Source organism: Parapedobacter brassicae (genome assembly GCF_051400755.1).
In the GTDB taxonomy this organism is placed as follows: domain Bacteria; phylum Bacteroidota; class Bacteroidia; order Sphingobacteriales; family Sphingobacteriaceae; genus Parapedobacter.
In genome coordinates, this window is record NZ_JBLFFL010000001.1 from 956,360 (window position 1) to 975,876 (window position 19,517).

The window sequence follows — 19,517 nt, forward strand, 5'->3', positions numbered from 1 at the left end:
TATCAATTTGGCGCAAAAACTGCAACGAATTAAGTGATTAAACAGCGGAGTAAATTCCATGGCCAGTTTAGTCTCTTGTCTAATGTCTGTTGTCTAATGTCTGTTGTCTAGTGTCTGTTGTCTGTTGTCTAGCGTCCAGTGTCCAGTGTCTAAAAATGATCAAAAACTACCTCAAAATCGCGTGGCGGAACCTGGTGAAGCACCGGCTCTATTCGACCATCAAAATCGGTGGGTTCGCATTCAGCATAGCGGCCTGTATCCTGATCAGCCTGTACATCCTCCATGAAACCAGCTATGATCAATTCTATCCGGATGCTGACCGACTCTACCGTGTGGTGGGACAGTTCAACAATGAAGGTAACACGGTAAAAGGTGTTGCATTTGAAGCACCGCTTGCCGAAACGATGAAGGCAGATTTCTCGGAAATCGAGCTGGCGGGCCGCCTGCTCCCCAACCCGCTCTTCGGTGCCGGGAGCAATCAGGTGTCTACCGATGATCACCCCGAAAGCACGCATGAGGGAGGCGTTGTCTACATGGATCAGGAACTGCTGGAATTGCTGCAGCTGACTATGGTGCATGGCGACCGACGCAATGCCTTGAGCGAACCGAATACGGTGGTGTTGACAGCGTCCAAGGCACGCAACTATTTTGCCAAGGGCAATCCGGTCGGTAAGATCATCTACCTGAACAACGACAAAAGCAAACCCTATACGATCAAGGGTGTCATCGCAGACATCCCCACCAACTCCCACCTGCATGGCTATGATTTTTTCCTCACGCTTACCGAGGCCCCATTCTACGATGGGGAGCAAACCAATTGGTTGTCCAGTAATTATGTGACGTATTTCAAAATCAAACCCGGCACGGATATCGGCCTATTGGCGAGTAAGATCACCAAAAACGTATTGGAGAATTACAAGATCCCGACCTATATCGCAAACGGGCGGCAAGTGCCTGAATTCTTGAAAACAGCACAACTCCACCTTCAGCCCTTATCGGCTATCCACCTGCATTCGCATGACTTCCGGGAGTACAATGACGCGGGGCCCAAGGGCGATATCCGTTTCGTCTGGCTGTTTGGCGCTGTGGCTGGATTTATCCTGTTGATTGCCTGTGTCAATTTCATTAACCTGGCTACGGCTAAGTCGGCCAGCCGCGCCAAAGAAATCGGTTTGCGGAAAGTGGTCGGCTCTTACCGCAGTGCGCTGATCGGGCAATTTCTTTCCGAATCCATGCTGTATAGCTTACTGTCCGTTGCCTTAGGTGTCTTGCTTGCATGGGGCTTTCTGCCGCTGTTCAATCAGCTTGCGGGTAAACAATTAGTATTTCCGTGGAGCAATCCTTGGCTGTTCCCCATCATTGGCGGATCGGCGGTGGGCATCGGCTTGCTTGCGGGGCTTTATCCTGCCCTTTATTTATCCAGCTTCCGTCCGGCTCAGGTGCTGAAAGGTCAAGTAAGCCGTGGTGCCAAAAACCCGCTATTGCGCAATGGGCTGGTCGTGTTCCAGTTCACCACCTCCATCATCCTCATCATCGGCACATTGATCATCAACAGTCAGATGCATTTCATCCTGAACCGTGAAATTGGCTTTGATAAGGACCAGGTGATGGTGATCCAGGGCACGCATACGCTCGGCAAACAGGTGGCAACACTGAAAGAGGAGCTCCGGAATATTCCCGGCGTGCAGCAGGTGACGGTGGGCGACTACCTGCCGGTGCACGTGGATGGGGTGAAGCGGAATGGCAACCCGTTCTGGAAAGCAGGGCGGGTCGACGAAGATCTTTCGGTTAGCGGCCAGCTCTGGCGAGTCGATGCAGATTACATCCCGACGTTGGGTATTCGGCTCCATGAAGGACGCAATTTCAACAAGGAGCTGGCCACCGACTCGGCAGCGGTGATCATCAACCAACGCTTAGCCAAGTCGCTCAACTTAGGTAATCCCATCGGTGCCCGTATCACCAATGGCGGTGCTGACATGCTCGTCATCGGCGTCGTGGAAGATTTTAATTTCGAGACCATGAAGGATGAAGTGGGGGGCTTATGCATGGCCCTGGGCAACAGCCCTAGCATGATGGCGGTCAAGATCAGCGGAGAAAACCTGCCGACAACCCTCGCGGCCATTACTGCGCAATGGAAGGAATTTGCTCCGGATCAGGCCATCCGGTTCACTTTTCTAGACGAGAGTTTCGCCAATATGTACCGCAGCGTACAGCGTACAGGCACCATCTTTACTTGCTTCGCAATCTTGGCTATTGTGATTGCCTGCCTGGGGTTATTCGGCTTAGCCGCCTTCACGACCGAACAGCGGACTAAGGAGATCGGTATCCGAAAAGTATTAGGTGCGTCCGTTGGCGGCATTGTACAGCTCCTGTCTAGAGACTTTGTAAAATTGGTGTTGTTTGCCTTGGTCATCGCTTCACCAATCGCATGGTGGGCGATGAACCAATGGCTGCAGGATTTTGCCTACCGCATCGAGATCCAATGGTGGGTATTTGTAATCGCTGGATTGGCGGCTGTACTGATCGCGTTGCTGACGGTGAGCTGGCAGGCGATACGGGCGGCGGTGGCGAATCCGGTCGACTCTTTACGCGATGAGTGATTCATGTTGTTTATCATCCGTTCAACTGTTGCTCATCCGTTTACAACTGTTGCTCATCAACTGGAATCGGTTCGCGCTGCTCCCAATTCCTAGGTTGATTCTGCAACAGTATAAACTGAACACAGAACATTGACAGAACACTAAAAAATGATTAAGAACTATTTGAAAGCCACTTGGCGCGGCCTCATTAAACAAAAAGGATACAGCGCAATCAACATTGGTGGCCTCGCCGTGGGCATGGCTGTGGCCATGCTGATCGGATTGTGGGTGTATGATGAGTTGACGTTTAACACCTACCATAAACATTATGATCGCATTGCGCAGGTGATGCAGCACGCCAACTTCAACGGAAAAATCGAAACACAGGTAGCCAATCCGGCTGTCATGGGACCGGAACTGCGGGCCAAATTCGGCAGCGATTTCACCTATGTGGTGCAGGCTTCGTGGAGTGGCGCCCATATGCTGTCCATTGGCGATAAACACCTGAATAAGGAAGGCATTTACTTTGAACCGGATGCGCCCGAGATGCTGACGCTGACCATGCTGAAGGGAACAAGGGCCGGACTGCGCGATCCGCATTCGATGATGCTGTCGGCCAGCGCTGCCAAGGCGCTGTTCGGCGAGGAAGACCCGATGAATAAAACCATTACATTAGATCGGCTCACGGATGTCAAAGTCACCGGCGTATACGAAGACTTGCCTGATAATACGACGTTTAGCAATGTGGAGATCATCATGCCCTGGGAACTCTGGCTCATTCAGAATCCCTGGGCGAAGCAAATGGACAATCCCTGGGGCAGCAATTTTTCCCAAACCTTCGTGCAGGTTGCCGAGCATGCAGACATGGAAGCCCTTTCGGCAAAAATCAAAAATGTGAAGCTGGATAACATCAGCGACGAAGAGAAAAAATACCAATGGGTCGCGTTCCTGCAGCCCATGCATAAATGGAATCTGTACAATGAGTTCCGCAACGGGATAAACACAGGCGGAAATATCCAATACGTCTGGTTGTTTGGCATCATTGGCGTATTCGTTTTGCTGTTGGCCTGCATCAATTTCATGAACCTGGCCACGGCTCGCAGTGAAAAGCGCGCCAAAGAAGTGGGCATCCGAAAAACAGTGGGTTCGCATCGCTGGCAACTGATCAGCAGGTTTTTTGCCGAATCGTACCTGACCGTATTGCTGGCGTTCGTGCTGTCGTTGATGTTGGTGATCTTATTCCTGCCCGCCTTTAATGAAGTGGCGGACAAGAAAATAGCGCTTCCCTGGCTTAACCCCCTATTCTGGGTTTTTAGCGTTGCCTTTATGTTCATTACCGGGTTGTTGGCCGGCAGTTATCCGGCATTTTACCTATCGTCTTTTCAGCCCATCAAAGTGCTGAAAGGGGTATTCCGGGCAGGTCGGTATGCATCGATTCCGCGTAAGGTGTTGGTGAGTGCGCAATTTACGGTTTCGGTGATGCTGATCATCGGGACCATCATCGTGTATCAGCAGATTCAGCACGCCAAAAACCGGCCTGTGGGCTATACCAAAAACGGATTGATCAACCTGAGTCTACAGGCCGAAATAAAAGACCATTTTGAGGCGGTGCGCACCGAATTGAAAAGCGCTGGGGCGATCGAAGAAATGGCCGGATGCTTCAGTCCGTTAACCAGCGTGTGGAATACCAATGGCGGTTTCGAATGGGAAGGCAAAGACCCCAATTTGGCGGTCGATTTTCCCAACAATGCCATATCGCATGATTTCGGCAAAACCGTGCAGTGGGAGATCAAAGCAGGCCGGGATTTTTCAAGAGACTTTGCAACGGATTCGCTGGCATTCGTCGTCAACGAATCAGCCGCCCGGTTTATCGGGTTCGAAGAACCGGTGGGCAAAACACTACAGTGGGATGGCCGGGCCTATACGATCATCGGCGTTGTAAAAGACATCTTGCAGGAATCGCCGTTCTTTCCGGTTCGTCCAACGTTATACCGCTTAGGAGCGCCCGATGAACTGGCAAATTTGGTGTTGAAGCTGAATCCGCAGCGAAGTACCAGCCAGTCGCTGAGCATTATCGAGACCGTCTGGAAGAAATACACCCCTACCGTGCCGTTCGGTTATACGTTTATCGACGAAGATTTCGGCAGCAAGTTCAGGGTAGAAGAACGGATCGGAAAACTCGCCTCTTATTTTGCCGTACTGGCCATCTTCATTTCCTGCCTCGGGCTGTTCGGCATGGCCAGCTTCGTGGCCGAACAACGGACCAAGGAAATCGGCATCCGCAAAGTGCTGGGCGCCAGCGTGGCTAACCTCTTGCGTTTGCTGTCGACAGAATTCATACTCTTGGTGCTGGTGTCGTCGGTCATCGCTGCACCCATCGCGTGGTACTACCTGCATCAATGGCTAACGAATTACGATTATCGGATCGAGATAAATTGGATGGTTTTTGTCTGGGCGGCGGTACTAGCGCTTATCATTACGCTGGTTACCGTGAGCTTCCAAGCGATCAAGGCAGCAACGGCGAATCCGGTGAACTCGCTAAGGGATGAGTGATTAATGTTTTATCATCCGTTCATACTGTTGCTCATCAACTGGAATCGGTTCGCGCTGCTCCCAATTCCTAGGTTGATTCTGCAACAGCATAGACTGACTACAGAACACTGACTATAGAATACTAAAAAATGATTAAGAACTTTTTCACCACCACCTATCGCCACCTATGGCGCAACAGGCTTTTCACGGCATTGAACTTGCTGGGACTGTCTATCGGGATCAGCTCGGCCTTGGTCATCTCCTTGATCGTCTATTACGAATTCAGCTTCGACACTTTCCAGCCGGATCACGATCGGATATACCGGGTGGTGATCGATGCCAACTTCAACGGTGTGGAGGGGCATAGTGTCGGTGTGCCTGCACCGTTGGGCAGTGCTATACCACAGGAACTAACGGGGATTGAACAGACCGTCCCGGTATTCCAGTTTCCGAGAGACGCCACCGCCGAGGTACGGATGGAGGGGGACAATGCTGCTAAACCCCGCGTGTTCAAAAAACAAAAAGACATTGTCTTTACCAACGGTGACTACTTCCGGTTGCTGGGATACGAGTGGCTTGGCGGGGAGAAATCGAATGCTATTACTCAACCATTCACCGTGGTGCTGACCAAAAGCCGGGCGCAGCTTTATTTTCCAGACCTTTCACCCGTGGCAGCCATCGGCAAACAGCTCACGTATAACGATATGACGCTTACCGTCTCGGGTATTGTCGATGATCTGGATAAGCCTACGGATTTCAGCGGTAAGGAGTTCATTTCCCTGGCGACCATTGAAGCTTCTCCGCTGAAGGACAATTTCATGATGGAGGTATGGAATGACTGGATGGCGTACTCCCAACTGTTCGTCAAATTGTCAGCGGGTCATACCGCCTCCGTTATTCAGGCCCAGCTCAACACACTTTATCAACAACACAATACGGAAACCGGCCGGGATATGACGCTTACACTGCAACCGCTCAGTGATGTCCACTTCAATCCGCTTTACCCCAGTGTCAGCGGCCGCATAGCACAAAGAACGACGTTGTACGCCCTGATGGCCGTGGCTGCCTTCCTGTTGCTATTGGGATGCATCAATTTCATCAACTTGACTACAGCCCAGGCATCGCAACGGGCGAAAGAAATTGGCATCCGCAAAACGATGGGCAGTTCTAGGCTGCAATTGATTAAGCAATTTCTGGGCGAAACCATCGTGTTGACCAGCATCGCTACCATCGTTTCGGTGCTATCCATACCGGTTATCCTTCGGTTATTTTCCGATTTCATTCCCGAAGGGCTGACCACCGACCTCATCTTCCAACCGGGTTACCTGTTGCTACTGGTCCTCTTGGTCGTCGCGGTCAGTTTTCTTTCCGGATGTTACCCCGCACTGATCCTGTCCGGGTATACCCCGGTATCTGTTTTAAAAAATCAAGTGTCGGGTTTTACCGGTCAGACCCGGCACGCCAGCATACGGAAAATACTCACCGTATCGCAATTCACCATTGCGCAGTTCTTCATTTTGGCGACCGTCATCGTCAGCCAGCAAATTAACTACTCCATCGATTCTGAAATGGGGTTCGACAAAGAGGCTGTTTTCAAGTTTGATACGCCCAGGGACACCGTTGAGGCGCACCGGACACAACTATTGCACGCCATCCAATCCACTCCGGGTGTCGAATTGACCAGTACCGGATTTTTCGCTCCCGCCGACCGCGGGATGTCCTTCACCAATGTCTCCTACCATAATGGGACAGAAGAGTTAAAACCGACTACACAAATTCGTTGGGGAGATGAAAATTACCTTGATGTGTACGGAATCAAATTGGTGGCGGGCAGGGACGTATTGCCCGATGATTCCACAAACGAGATCCTTGTAAACGAGCAGTTTGCAAAGGAAATCGGCTTTCAACAACCAGCAGAAGCGCTGGGTAAATTCCTGAACTGGAACGGCAAAGCCGTACCCATCGTGGGAGTCATGAAAGACTTCCATCATCAATCCACCCGGTCGCACATTATGCCGCTGTTGTTTGAAAAAAATCACGGATCGACCTTCCACGTGCGGCTCAAGCCAAACCGAGAAGGCCAGTCGTGGAGCGATGCGATCGCGCAAATCCAAAAAGCGTATCATAGCGTGTATCCCGATGAGGAGTTCAACTACCAATTTGTGGACGAGATGATTGCGCAGTTTTACGAACGTGAACAAGCCACCGCCAGCTTATTGACCTGGGCGATGTCGCTTTCTATTTTGATCAGCTGCTTGGGATTGCTAGGATTGGCTACTTATACCATCAATACACGCACGAAAGAAATCGGCATCCGCAAGGTGCTGGGTGCAACGGTGGGTAGTATTGTGCGTCTTTTATCAAACGATTTTGTGAAACTGGTACTGATCGCCATTGCCATCGCCTCTCCCATCGCATGGTGGGCTATGAACAAGTGGCTGGCCGACTTTGCCTACCGCATCGATATCCAGTGGTGGATGTTTGCGGCAGCAGGTGTTGCGGCGGTGGTGATTGCCTTGCTGACGGTAAGTTCACAGGCGATACGGGCGGCGGTAGCGAATCCGGTGGACAGTTTGAGGGATGAGTGACGGGTTACTTGTCGTCGTAGTGTCCCATAGCGGAAACCACGGTTACGGTTACAACATTTTCCTGAACAGCGTAGACCAGTCTATCTTTTCGGTTGATACGGCGCGACCAGTATCCGGAGAGTTCATGCTTTAATTTTTCAGGAGCTCCAGTACCCGTATATGGATTTTCTTGTAGCTCAACTAAAATCTTTTCGATTTTCTTATAGGCAGCGTTGTTTCCAGATTTCTTATGGGCCTGAATATCTTTTTGGGCTTCCGGCTTGACAATGATTACAAACTTTTCAGCCATTCTTCTACGTTTTCTACCTTAACCCCTTTTTGCTTCTCTGCTCTACGCACTTTAGCTACAAATTCAGGATTATAGGATCTTGGTTCTTGCGTGGGCGGCGTAGTGTCCTCAACCGTTATAAACGGCAAGGTTTTCACAAGCTCCATGAAAGCTCGACCTCCTTTGGTTCGCTCGTTTACTTTTAACGTGATGATAGCCATAAGCTTTGAGTTATTTTCTACAAATGTACGCAATTAATATTTTTATAGGGATGCCGCCCCTCCAGAATAAAACCACCATTCTTTCCCGAACTTATGATCACCGCGCTGATGGAAAGTTTTCTTATTCCAACGGTTTTTCTACGATGACGTAGTGATATCCAAGCTGCTTTGACCACTTATACTTGAGCTTGGGAAGCGTTTTTCGCTTGGTAATCCTATGCAATACCGCATAGAGGTTCATCGGTTTGATTGAATCCCAAAGCAAACTCTTGCATTTGACATACAGCTCATGAGGTGTCCGCTCTTTATGAAAGTAGTTCAATGCCATAAGCGCGTCAACAGCGATCTTCAGCGATTCCTTTTCATCTTCCGTGTGATGTTTGTGGTAGTCTATCTCGGGGTTTTCATCTTTCAAGATAAACAGTGTTTCCGTTTTGTCCTCATCAAGCAACCGCTCCATGTGATATAGGATGCCTTCTGAATTGATGGTTTTGGTCAGTCGATAGGTAAACCTGCTATCATCAGCGGGATTATGTTGATGATGGAAAAAGGAGAGATCAGCAGCACCTAAGCCTTTTCCGATGTCAGCCAATTCATCTAGATATAAATCCGGATGTTCCAACCGCTCAATTTCTCCGAAGAATGATAGTTTCCTTCCCATGAGGAAAGAAAGTTCTTCCGGTGAATAATGGTTAGCGATCCGCTGCAATATAATCCGATAAATGGCATTCATCGTGACTAGAGACAATTTCGCCTCATACGAACTCGACTCGGGAGACTGTGCTTTATTCATTGGCAAAGGGCTTAGGTATTCCATATTGTATAGTTTTTCTATACAAAAGAACAGGATTTATTTCTATTTCCAAAACAATTGTACAGTTTTTTTATACTAATATTAGTTTTATCGATACAAAACGAATAACATAGAAATGACCAAGTTAGGAGAATACCTCGCTAGACGTTCGGTAAATAAATCCATGGTAGCCAGAAGGACGGGGTTGAGCAAGGCTCGCCTCAATGAGCTTACACTCAACGACAAATCAAGGCTTCGTGTGGAGGAATTATTTTTGATAGCCAAAGCTATCGATGCAGATGCTTGCCACATGCTACAAGAACTTTGCAGGCACCTTGAATTACAAGCTTAGCGTTTTGATCGATGAATGAGGATTGGCAGGCCCGATGTACTGATGCAACAGTTTGATAGATTTTGCGTCTGTTAGGGAGGAAGCAATTACAACCCGAAAGCTATGATCAGGAATTACATCAAAACTGCTTGGCGCAATCTGCTGAAGAACAAAAGGTCGTCTTTTATCAACATTGTCGGACTGGCATTGGGTATGGGTGTCTTCATCCTGATTGCGTTGTGGATCTGGGATGAGCTGTCGTATGATAAACACCATAAAAATTACGGCCGGATTGGGCGGGCTATACAACTCCAGACCTGGAATGGGGAGGTCTACAGCGGCCAAGCGATTCCACGCCCGCTGGAGCAGGAACTGAAAACCAACTATCACGAGCACCTGCAATACATTGTCATGGCATCATGGGAGGGAACCCATGTATTGTCGCACGAGGACAAAAACCTTACGCAGGACGGCATCTATATGGACGCAGATGGCCCCAAGATGCTTTCGTTGGACATCATCCATGGCAGCATTGACGGCCTGCAAGACCCCAGCAGCGTGATGCTGTCCCGATCGGCGGCCAAGGCATTTTTCGGCGACGAAGACCCGCTGAATCGCCTGATGAAGATCGACCAGAAACTGGAGGTGAAGGTGACCGCGGTTTACGAAGACCTGCCGTACAATACAACCTTCAGGAATCTGAAATTCATTGCGCCGTGGTCACTATACGTCACGTCTGAACCGTGGGTAACAGCGGCGGCCACCCGATGGGGAAACAATTCCTTTCAATTGTTTGCTCAAATCCCGGAGGGCAGCAACTTTGCTAGCGTCAACGCAGCGATTATAAACGCCAAGCAAAATAATGTGCCCGAAGAAGATAAAAAATTCAACGCGCAGATTACCCTGCAGCCGATGAAAGACTGGCACCTGCGGAATGAATGGAAAGGGGGCAAGGTCGTCGGCGGGTTAATTGAATATGTAAAGCTTTTCAGCATCATCGGTGTATTTGTCCTGCTGTTGGCGTGCATCAATTTCATGAACCTCAGCACAGCCCGCTCGGAGAAACGGGCGAAAGAAGTGGGCATCCGCAAAACCGTGGGATCTGCCCGGCGGTTGATCATCGCCCAATTTCTGAGCGAATCCGTATTGATAGCGCTCATTGCGTTCTTGCTGTCCATCTTGCTGGTCATGGCGGCATTGCCGTGGTTCAACGACGTGGCAGACAAAAAAATGTACATCCCTTGGCTTAACGGCTGGTTCTGGGGCGGTGGACTACTATTCTCCATCCTGACGGGCCTCGTCGCTGGCAGTTACCCTGCATTTTACTTATCGTCATTCAATCCGCTGAAGGTATTGAAAGGCACGTTCCGGGCAGGGAAGCTGGCCAGCGTGCCCCGCAAGGTGTTGGTGGTGGTACAATTTACCATTTCCGTAGCGTTGGTCATCGGCACCATTGTCGTATTCCGGCAGATCCAGTATACCAAAGATCGCCCTGTAGGATACAACCGTGATCGGCTGATGATGGCGCAGATGGTGACACCCGATTTTTACGGCAAGTTTGACGTGCTGCGCGCCGCACTCAAAGAAAAAAATACCATTACAGAGATGTCATTATCGTCAAGTCCGCTTACCGATGTATGGTCCAACAACGGCGGGTTTGATTGGGAGGGCAAGGACCCGGACCTATCGACGGATTTTGCCACGATATGGGTGACCCACGAACACGGGCAAACCATTGACTGGTATGTCAATGTCGGTCGGGATTTTTCGCGGGCGTTTGCAATGGATTCAACGGCCATCATCATCAACGAAGCCGCCGTAAAATTCATGGGTATTAAGGACCCAGTGGGCAAGGTGATGAAGTGGGATGACACCGATTTTCGCATTATCGGCGTGGTGGATGATATCGTGATGAGTTCGCCATTCGAGCCGGTGAAGCAGGCGGTGTATCTATTGAGCTATGACAATGTCAACTGGATGAATTTCAAGCTCAATCCGCATAAAAGTACGGCTGCATGCGTCGAAGACATTCAACATGTCTTTAAAGAGGTCGTCCCTAATGCGCCTTTTGAATACAAATTTGCGGATTCGGAGTATGCAGAGAAATTTGCCCAGGAAGAGCGGGTTGGTCAGCTGGCCACGTTCTTTGCCGTGCTGGCTGTCGTGATCAGCAGCTTGGGGGTATTCGGACTGGCATCGTTTGTGGCCGAACAGCGTACCAAAGAAATCGGCATCCGCAAGATCGTGGGAGCCTCCATTTTCCAGCTCTGGAAGCTGCTTTCAACGGATCTAGTGGCATTGGTATTTATTTCATGCGTAGTGGCTATCCCAATCGCCTATTATTTTTTGCATGAGTGGCTGCAAAAATACACCTATCGCTCAGCGTTATCCTGGTGGATTTTTGCTGCGGCAACCATCGGTGCTTTGCTCATCACCATGGTAATCGTCAGCATCCAGACCATCAAAGCCGCAACGGCCAATCCGGTGGATTCGTTGCGAGACGAGTAATTGTCCGCTATTGAACAACAAGTGTTCGATATCGGACACTTGCGGTGGCTACAAACAACGCAATCGACTGATTACAACCAATTTATCAATTTGGCGCAAAAACTGCGACGAATTACGTGGTTAAAATAGCAGGTCACCGAACACTGAAAAGAAATGATCAAGACTTATTTCAAAATTGCGTGGCGGGCCATCCGCAAGAACAAGCTGTACAGCTTTGTGAATATCTTCGGACTTACCACCGGCATCGTGGCCTGCCTGCTCATTGGCATTTACGTATGGAATGAAGTAACGTATGATACCTTCCACGAAAAGGCAGACCGCATCGCTCGGGTGACGATGGAATATCAATTTTCGGGTGCGAATAACAAAATTGCCGTCACTGGCACCAAGGTGGGACCTGCTTTTAAACGAAATTTCCCACAGATCGAACGTTATGTGCGCACCTACAAATATCCACGCGTGGTTTCCGATGGCCGCCAGGCATTCGAGGAAAAACAAGTGGTATATGCGGATAACGATTTTTTCAACATTTTTTCTTTTCCCCTTTTGCGGGGTAATGGCCATACGGCGCTGGATGTGCCAAATAAAATCGTGCTTTCGGAATCCACGGCAAAAAAATACTTTGGCAGCGGAAATCCCATTGGAGAAACTTTGACCTTGGACGGTGAACCACTCGCCTACGAAGTTACTGGCATTGTGGAAGATGCACCTCAAAATTCGCAGATTCAGTATGATATGCTGGTTTCTTTTGCCAGCATGAGCGCAGCCGCCAAGGAGGAATGGAAGAGCGCCAACTACATCACCTACCTGTTGCTGAATGATGGCAGGGAGCTGAACGGGTTAGCCGACCAGATTACGGCATACATGAAACAGGTGAACCGAGAAGAAATGGGTATGCCGGAAAACGGCCCCGACTTCTGGACGTATCATCTTGAGCCATTAAAATCGGTGCACCTACATTCCCAACTCGATGGTTTGGAACCGAACGGCAATATCGTCTATTGCTACGTACTGAGTATTGTGGCGTTGCTCATTCTATTGATTGCGTGCGTGAATTACATCAACCTGGCCACGGCCCAATCGGTAAGCCGTGGCACGGAGATTGGCATTCGCAAGGTGATGGGTGCCGGCAAATCGCAGTTATGGAAGCAATTCTTGGGGGAATCATTTTTTATAACGCTGTTGGCAACGCTTTTAGCGTTGACAATCGGCACCGCACTCTTACCCCTATTCAACGCGGTGACTGGCAAGGAGTTTTCGAGCACCGCGTTTCTCCAGCCGCGTTTTTTGGCCTTAACCCTATTTTTAAGTATTGTCATCAGCTTTATAGCCGGTGCCTATCCGGCTTTTATCCTGACGAGCACCAAATTGGTGAATATCCTGAAATCGGGCATACGGGTTTCCAGTTCAGGCGGCTTGATCCGGAAGTCATTGATTACCTTCCAGTTTGCCATTGCCGTCTTTCTAATAGCAACTACACTGATTGTGACGCAACAGTTATCCTATATCCAAAAAAAGAACTTGGGTTACGAGCGCGAGCAGGTGGTGATATTGCCTGTGGATGCCAAGACCAAACCGCTTTATCAACAGTTGAAGACTGCTTTCCAAAATACGCCGGGCGTGGTAAGCGTGACAGGCTCCTATGAAGATCCCACTTCCATCGGATGGGGAGACGGCATTACGGTAGCGGGCGACCACGGCACACAGGAATTGTCCCTGAATGCGACCCCGGTGGATCTCGACTACCTGAAAACGATGGGTATGGAACTGGCGGCGGGACGGGATTTTACGCGCGCAGATCTCGCCCTCCAGGATACCAGCAACAATTACCAGAACTTCCGGTCTACGTTTTTGCTCAACGAAAAGGCAGTGGCCGAGCTCGGCTGGACACCCGAGCAGGCTGTCGGGAAAACGGTTTTGCGGTACGGACCTGGAACAGTCGTCGGCGTGGTCAAGGACTTCCATTTCGAGTCGTTGCATGCACCTGTCGGCCCGCTACTGATTTTCTTAGACACGAATGCGATACGGCAACTCTTTGTAAAGATCCAGACTCAACATACAGCTGAAACCCTGTCTGCATTGGAATCGGTGTGGAAATCGCGCATTGCGCACCGTCCGTTTGATTACCACTTCATGGACGAAGACTTTGATGCACTCTACAGGGCAGAACAACGCACCGCCAGCATCTTTTCGCTGTTTTCAACGGTCGCCATTGTTTTGGCTTGTCTCGGATTATTTGCCTTAGCGGCGTTTACGACCGTGCAACGTACCAAAGAAATCGGTATTCGGAAGGTACTCGGAGCGAATACCAGTGACATTACATTCATGGTGTCCGGGCAGTTTCTGAGGTTAGTTGCCATCGCCATCCTGGTCGCCTCGCCCCTAGCTTGGTGGGCAGGCAGCAATTGGCTACAGGACTTCGCCTATCGCATTGACATACAATGGTGGATTTTCGCCGCGGCTGGTTTGCTCGCCATCGTTATTGCGCTGGCAACGGTGAGTTATCACGCCATCCTGGCGGCAGTGGCCAATCCGGTGGACTCGCTAAGGGATGAATAATTAGTTGACCATGATCAGGAACTATATCAAAACCGCTTGGCGTAATTTAATCCGGAACAAGGGTTTCGCGATGATCAACCTGATGGGGCTGACCATCGGGATGGCCTGTACCATGCTTATTCTACTGTGGATACGGGATGAAATCAACTATGATAAATTCCATGAGCACTACGATGATATTCATACGGTAATCGCCAACCGGGATTTTAAGAACCGGATCTTCACCGATTACAACATGGTATTGCCGCTTGCCGGTGCATTGGAGGATACCGACCCTCAGATCCGCCATGCGGTGGTGACGACACAGGGTTATGACCTAACCCTTCGCTACAACGATGTCGTGCTCCAAAAGAGCAGCTATACGGTAAGTGAGCATTTCTTCGACGTATTTACCTGGACATTCATCAAAGGGAATCCCGCAACGGCGATCGCCGACCCTTCGTCCATCGTGCTGACACAGGCTGCAACCAAGGCCATATTCGGCGATGAGGATCCCATCGGCAAGGCCATCACCGTTGTGGAAGAGAACAGGGAGCTGACGGTAACGGCGGTGGTAGCCGATCCCCCGGGCAATTCGAGCTTCCAGTTTGACCTGATACGTCCGTTCAATTATTCGGATGAAGATGTCCGGCAGATGATGAATAACTGGAACGGGTCGAGCTGGCGGCTATACATACAGTCGGTTCCGGGAGCAGATATGCAGCAAATAGACAAGACCATCAATGCCGTAAAAAAACAACACGATCCTCATGATGCGGGTAGCACCTACTTCACCTTCCCGATGAGCAAGTGGCGGCTGCACAGCGAATTCAAGGATGGGAAAAATGTGGGCGGCATGGTTACATACGTGCGGCTTTTTGGGATCATTTCCGCAATCATCCTCCTGATCGCTTGCATGAATTTCATGAATCTTTCCACGGCGCGATCCGAGAAACGTTCAAAAGAAGTCGGTATACGCAAAACCCTTGGGAGCGGAAAACTGTCTCTGGCGCTGCAGTTCTTTTGCGAATCCACCATCCTCGTGCTGGCGGCTTTTCTACTTGCCGTGATGGCGGTTTACGTATTGTTGCCGGCATTCAATACCTTAGTCGGCAAAGACCTGTCACTCGATGTCGGCCAACCTTATTTCTGGATAGGGACATTTGCTATTGTTTTCCTTACCGGTATCATGGCTGGCAGCTACCCCGCATTATATCTTTCCTCCTTCAACCCGGTGAAGGTGTTGAAAGGAACATTCCTTGCGGGCAGCAACGCGGCTATGCAGCGGAATTTTCTCGTGGTAGTGCAGTTTGTTATTTCCATCATGCTCATTTCAGCCACCGTCATCGTATATCAACAGATACAACATGTCAAGAATCGGGATATGGGTTATGAAGCCGATAACCTGATTATGGCAACAGGTACGGACAATACCGATAAAAACTTCGCCGTCATCAAGCAAGAACTGATCGAAAGCCGGCTGGTACAGGCCGTTACCCGGTCAAGTTCGCCTATTACCCAGGTCTGGTGGAAATCAGGCGCACCCGATTGGAACGGGAAACCTGCCGATTTGAGCCTGATCGTTTCAGGTATCCGCGCGGATGTGGATTTTACCAAAACAATGGGCATAGCGCTGCTGCAAGGACATGATTTCACGGGGATGCCTTCCGATTCGGCTTCCATATTGCTAAACCGCGCGGCTATTGAAGCCATGAATCTGGAAAATCCGATCGGCATGGAAATGCGTTTCGGTGAGGAAAAATACGAGGTGATCGGCGTGACGGAGAACATCATCATGGAGTCCCCGTATCAACCGGTAGACCCGATGCTCACGTTTTACAATCCGGACAATACGGGTGTCATCAGCCTGCGCCTAAACGAGGGCGTACCGCCGCAGCAGGCGTTGCCATTCATTGAATCGGTTTTCAAGAAGTACAATCCGGCCTATCCTTTCGTATACCAGTTCGCCGATGAAGAATTCGACAATAAATTCCTGACAGAGCAGCTGATCAGCAAGGTCACGAACATTTTCGCTGGCTTAGCCATTTTCCTCTGCTGCATCGGTTTGGCTGGTCTGGCGGCATTCACGATAGAGAAACGTTTCAAGGAGATCGGCATCCGGAAAGTGCTGGGTGCCACGGTGCAGCAGGTACTCTTTCTGATATCGAGGCAATTTTTGAAACTGGTGCTCCTTTCGTTCGCCATTGCTGCCCCCATCAGCTGGTGGTTGATGCACAATTGGTTGACGCAGTATACGTACCATATCGAAATAAGCGTATGGGTATTTGTCGCGGTGGGATTGCTTGTGTTGTTGCTGGCATTGGCCATGGTCTGTCTGAACACCCTTCGTGCAGCGTTGACCAATCCGGTAAATAGTCTGAGGGATGAGTGATGTTGGGGTTTTAGCCCATTGCTCCCCGTCTGGATCCGAGGCGCTCCGCTTTCGTATCCTAGGTCGGGTCCGCAACAGGCTAAAACAGTGAAGGTAGGAAAAGGAATTGGGGATAAGTAAGTGGTGGTCGGTGAGTGGTGAATGGGGAGTGGTAGCGGGCCAGTCTGTTGTCTAGTATCTAGTGTCTAAAAAATGATCAGGAACTATTTCAAAACCGCGTGGCGTAATCTCTTTCGGGGAAAGATATTTTCTGTCATCAATATTATGGGGCTGGCCATCGGGCTGACCGCCTTCCTCCTACTGGCCTTGTACATCAAGGACGAGCTGAGCTACGACCGCTTCCACGAAAAGGCAGACCGGATTTATCGGGTATCGCGCGAATTTCTGTCGGAAAGCGGGTCAACCGATCTGCACTTAGCCCGCGTTGCACCTCCATACGGCCCATTGATTGCTCAGGATTTTCCAGAAGTGGAGCGGATGGTCCGCATGCTGGAAACCGGCATCACCTTCCGGTACGGCGAAAAATTGTTCAACGAAGAGCGGGTGTTCTTTGCCGAAGATGGTTTTTTTGACCTGTTTACGGTTGACATGGTGCAAGGCGACCCGCAAACGGCCCTGAAAAATCCGCTTACGGTGGTGCTCTCGGCGCCTATGGCTAAAAAGTACTTCGGCAACGAAAACCCTATCGGCAAGATGATGCGCGTAAACAACCAGGGAGAAGTGATGGTGACCGGGGTATTCGAACCGCTACCGGCGCAATCAACCATGCATCCAAATGTGCTGATCTCTTTCGCTTCGTTGAACGACGATAACATATACGGTGCGGAGCGGTTGCGGACGGACTGGGGCAACAATGCCTTCAACACGTTCCTGCTGCTACCCAAAAGATATGACCCGCAACGATTGACTAAGGCGTTCCCTGCTTTCCAAAACAAGCACATGGGCGAAAATACTTCGAAGTATTCGGTGCTGCACCTGATGAAGCTTACGGATATCCACCTGCATTCCCACACGGATTCAGAAATCGAGCCCACGTCGGATATCCGCTATGTATACTTCTTTTCCGCCATCGCCCTCTTCATTTTAATCATTGCCTGCATCAACTACATGAACCTGACCACGGCGCGGTCGGCCAAGCGGGCCAAGGAAGTGGGCATGCGCAAGGTGGTGGGTGCGCAGCGCGGCCAGCTGATCCGGCAGTTTCTTGTCGAGTCGTGGCTCTTTACCGTGGCTGCCCTGCTGGTGTCATTGGCATTGGTCGCCCTCGCCCTCCCTTTCCTCAACGAACTGGCGGGCAAAAACCTCCTGTTTGCTGACCTGCTGACCCCCACGTTTATTGGCATTATCGGTGTTGTCATGCTGTTTACCGCACTGGCCTCCGGCAGCTACCCCGCTTTTTTCCTTACGGCTTTCCAACCGATCAAGGTATTCAAGGGCAAAGTGGCCACGGATGTCAAGAAAGGAAAGTTGCAACAGGTGCTGGTAACTACCCAGTTTGCCATCGCCGTGCTCCTAATTACCTGCACGATGGTGGTGTACAGCCAAATGCGGCATATACAGGATTTCAAGTTGGGTTATGCCAAGGAACAGGTTGTCCTGATACCCGCGGCGGGCGATTCTATTACTTACGAATCTGTGCGCGAGCAGCTGCTGCAAAACCATGGCATCGTAAACGTGGCTCGTTCGTCACGTACTCCCACGGGACGGTTGCTGGATGGCCAGTCCGCCTATGTCATGCGGGGAAATGAGCTGCAGCCCGCGGAGGCGATGATCAAGGGATTGGCCATTGATGAGCAATTCATCCCCACCTATCAGATTGATATGGCCGCGGGACGCAACCTGTCCAAAACGCATCCCACCGACCTGAAGGAAGGATTTATCCTGAATGAGACCGCCGCAAGCGCCCTGGGGTGGACCAACCCCGAGGATGCCATCGGTAACACCTTTGCCTACGGCGACCGCAAGGGCCAAATCATCGGGGTAACGAAGGATTTTCATTTCGAATCCCTGCACCAGCAGGTGGTGCCCCTGGTGATGTTTTCACATGCGCCTAACTTCGGCTCATGGTCAGTTAGACTGGCAGGTGGCGATACACAATCGGCTTTGGGGTACCTGGAATCGGTTTGGAAGACCCGCTTCCCGGAAAACCCGTTCAGGTACGAGTTTTTGGATGACCGCTTCGGCGCCCTATACGAGCGCGAGCAGGTCCAGCAGACGTTGTTTGCCCTCTTCGCAGGCATCGCCATCTTCATTTCCTGTCTTGGGCTCCTGGGGCTGTCGATGTATATGGCCGAACTGCGGATGAAGGAAATCGGCATCCGGAAGGTACTAGGGGCATCGGTGATGGGCATTGTGCGGTTGTTGTCGACTGATTTTTTGAAATTGGTGCTGATCTCCATTTTCATCGCCACGCCCGTAGCGTGGTGGCTCATGAACACCTGGCTCGCTGACTTTGCCTACCGGATCACGCTCCAATGGTGGATGTTTGCCATCGCGGGTTTGGCAGCTGTCGTGATTGCGCTGGCCACGGTGAGCTGGCAGGCCATGCGGGCGGCGGTGGCGAATCCGGTCGACTCTTTACGCGATGAGTAAATCGCGTAATAGGAGATCCCGATGGATATCGGGATGGATTCGCTAAGGGATGAGTGATGTTGGGGTTTTAGCCTATTGCTCCCCCGTCTGGATCCGGGGCGCTCCGCTGCCGTATCCTAGGTCGGGTCCGCAACAGGCTAAAACAGGGAAGGTAGGAAAAGGAATTAGAGAATAA

The 19,517-nt window shown here is 50.5% G+C and carries 11 protein-coding genes; 8 read left to right on the top strand and 3 right to left on the bottom strand.

Annotation, left to right across the window (positions count from 1 at the left end; all coding sequences use genetic code 11):
* The first annotated feature begins 155 nt into the window (after positions 1 to 155).
* The 3 genes from ACMGDE_RS03815 to ACMGDE_RS03825 all read left to right on the top strand — a co-directional run bounded on the left by ACMGDE_RS03815 (position 156) and on the right by ACMGDE_RS03825 (position 7,699).
* Positions 156 to 2,600, top strand: a complete 2,445-nt coding sequence (locus ACMGDE_RS03815) for an ABC transporter permease (RefSeq protein ID WP_436831430.1) — start codon at positions 156 to 158, stop codon at positions 2,598 to 2,600.
* A 147-nt stretch (positions 2,601 to 2,747) separates the two neighbouring features.
* A complete protein-coding gene (locus ACMGDE_RS03820) occupies positions 2,748 to 5,132 on the top strand; it encodes an ABC transporter permease (protein WP_436831431.1) in 2,385 nt (794 codons plus the stop codon).
* 128 nt (positions 5,133 to 5,260) lie between these two features.
* Complete coding sequence (locus tag ACMGDE_RS03825) at positions 5,261 to 7,699, top strand: ABC transporter permease (protein ID WP_436831432.1); 2,439 nt, start codon at positions 5,261 to 5,263, stop codon at positions 7,697 to 7,699.
* A 4-nt stretch (positions 7,700 to 7,703) separates the two neighbouring features.
* Here the strand turns inward: ACMGDE_RS03825 and ACMGDE_RS03830 are convergent, their stop codons facing one another.
* From ACMGDE_RS03830 to ACMGDE_RS03840, 3 genes are all read right to left on the bottom strand, one after another.
* Positions 7,704 to 7,988: a Txe/YoeB family addiction module toxin gene (locus ACMGDE_RS03830; protein WP_436831433.1), complete on the bottom strand. Its 285-nt coding sequence runs from the start codon at positions 7,986 to 7,988 to the stop codon at positions 7,704 to 7,706.
* A complete protein-coding gene (locus ACMGDE_RS03835) occupies positions 7,970 to 8,188 on the bottom strand; it encodes a DUF2683 family protein (RefSeq protein WP_436831434.1) in 219 nt (72 codons plus the stop codon). The genes ACMGDE_RS03830 and ACMGDE_RS03835 overlap by 19 nt, the downstream gene beginning before the upstream one ends.
* Before the next feature lie 121 nt (positions 8,189 to 8,309).
* Entirely contained in the window at positions 8,310 to 8,981 is a 672-nt protein-coding gene (locus ACMGDE_RS03840; RefSeq protein WP_436831435.1) for a hypothetical protein, read from the bottom strand.
* A 136-nt stretch (positions 8,982 to 9,117) separates the two neighbouring features.
* Here ACMGDE_RS03840 and ACMGDE_RS03845 point away from each other — a divergent pair, with 136 nt between their 5' ends.
* The 5 genes from ACMGDE_RS03845 (at position 9,118) to ACMGDE_RS03865 (ending at position 19,342) form a co-directional block, all read left to right on the top strand.
* The gene (locus ACMGDE_RS03845; protein ID WP_436831436.1) at positions 9,118 to 9,333 is read left to right on the top strand and encodes a helix-turn-helix domain-containing protein; all 216 of its coding nucleotides are present in this window, start codon (positions 9,118 to 9,120) and stop codon (positions 9,331 to 9,333) included.
* Positions 9,334 to 9,435: 102 nt separating this feature from the next.
* The gene (locus ACMGDE_RS03850; RefSeq protein ID WP_436831437.1) at positions 9,436 to 11,820 is read left to right on the top strand and encodes an ABC transporter permease; all 2,385 of its coding nucleotides are present in this window, start codon (positions 9,436 to 9,438) and stop codon (positions 11,818 to 11,820) included.
* Between the two features lie 153 nt (positions 11,821 to 11,973).
* Complete coding sequence (locus ACMGDE_RS03855; protein WP_436831438.1) at positions 11,974 to 14,379, top strand: ABC transporter permease; 2,406 nt, start codon at positions 11,974 to 11,976, stop codon at positions 14,377 to 14,379.
* 10 nt (positions 14,380 to 14,389) lie between these two features.
* Positions 14,390 to 16,750: an ABC transporter permease gene (locus tag ACMGDE_RS03860; RefSeq protein WP_436831439.1), complete on the top strand. Its 2,361-nt coding sequence runs from the start codon at positions 14,390 to 14,392 to the stop codon at positions 16,748 to 16,750.
* Between the two features lie 192 nt (positions 16,751 to 16,942).
* The gene (locus ACMGDE_RS03865) at positions 16,943 to 19,342 is read left to right on the top strand and encodes an ABC transporter permease (protein WP_436831440.1); all 2,400 of its coding nucleotides are present in this window, start codon (positions 16,943 to 16,945) and stop codon (positions 19,340 to 19,342) included.
* Positions 19,343 to 19,517 lie beyond the last annotated feature (175 nt).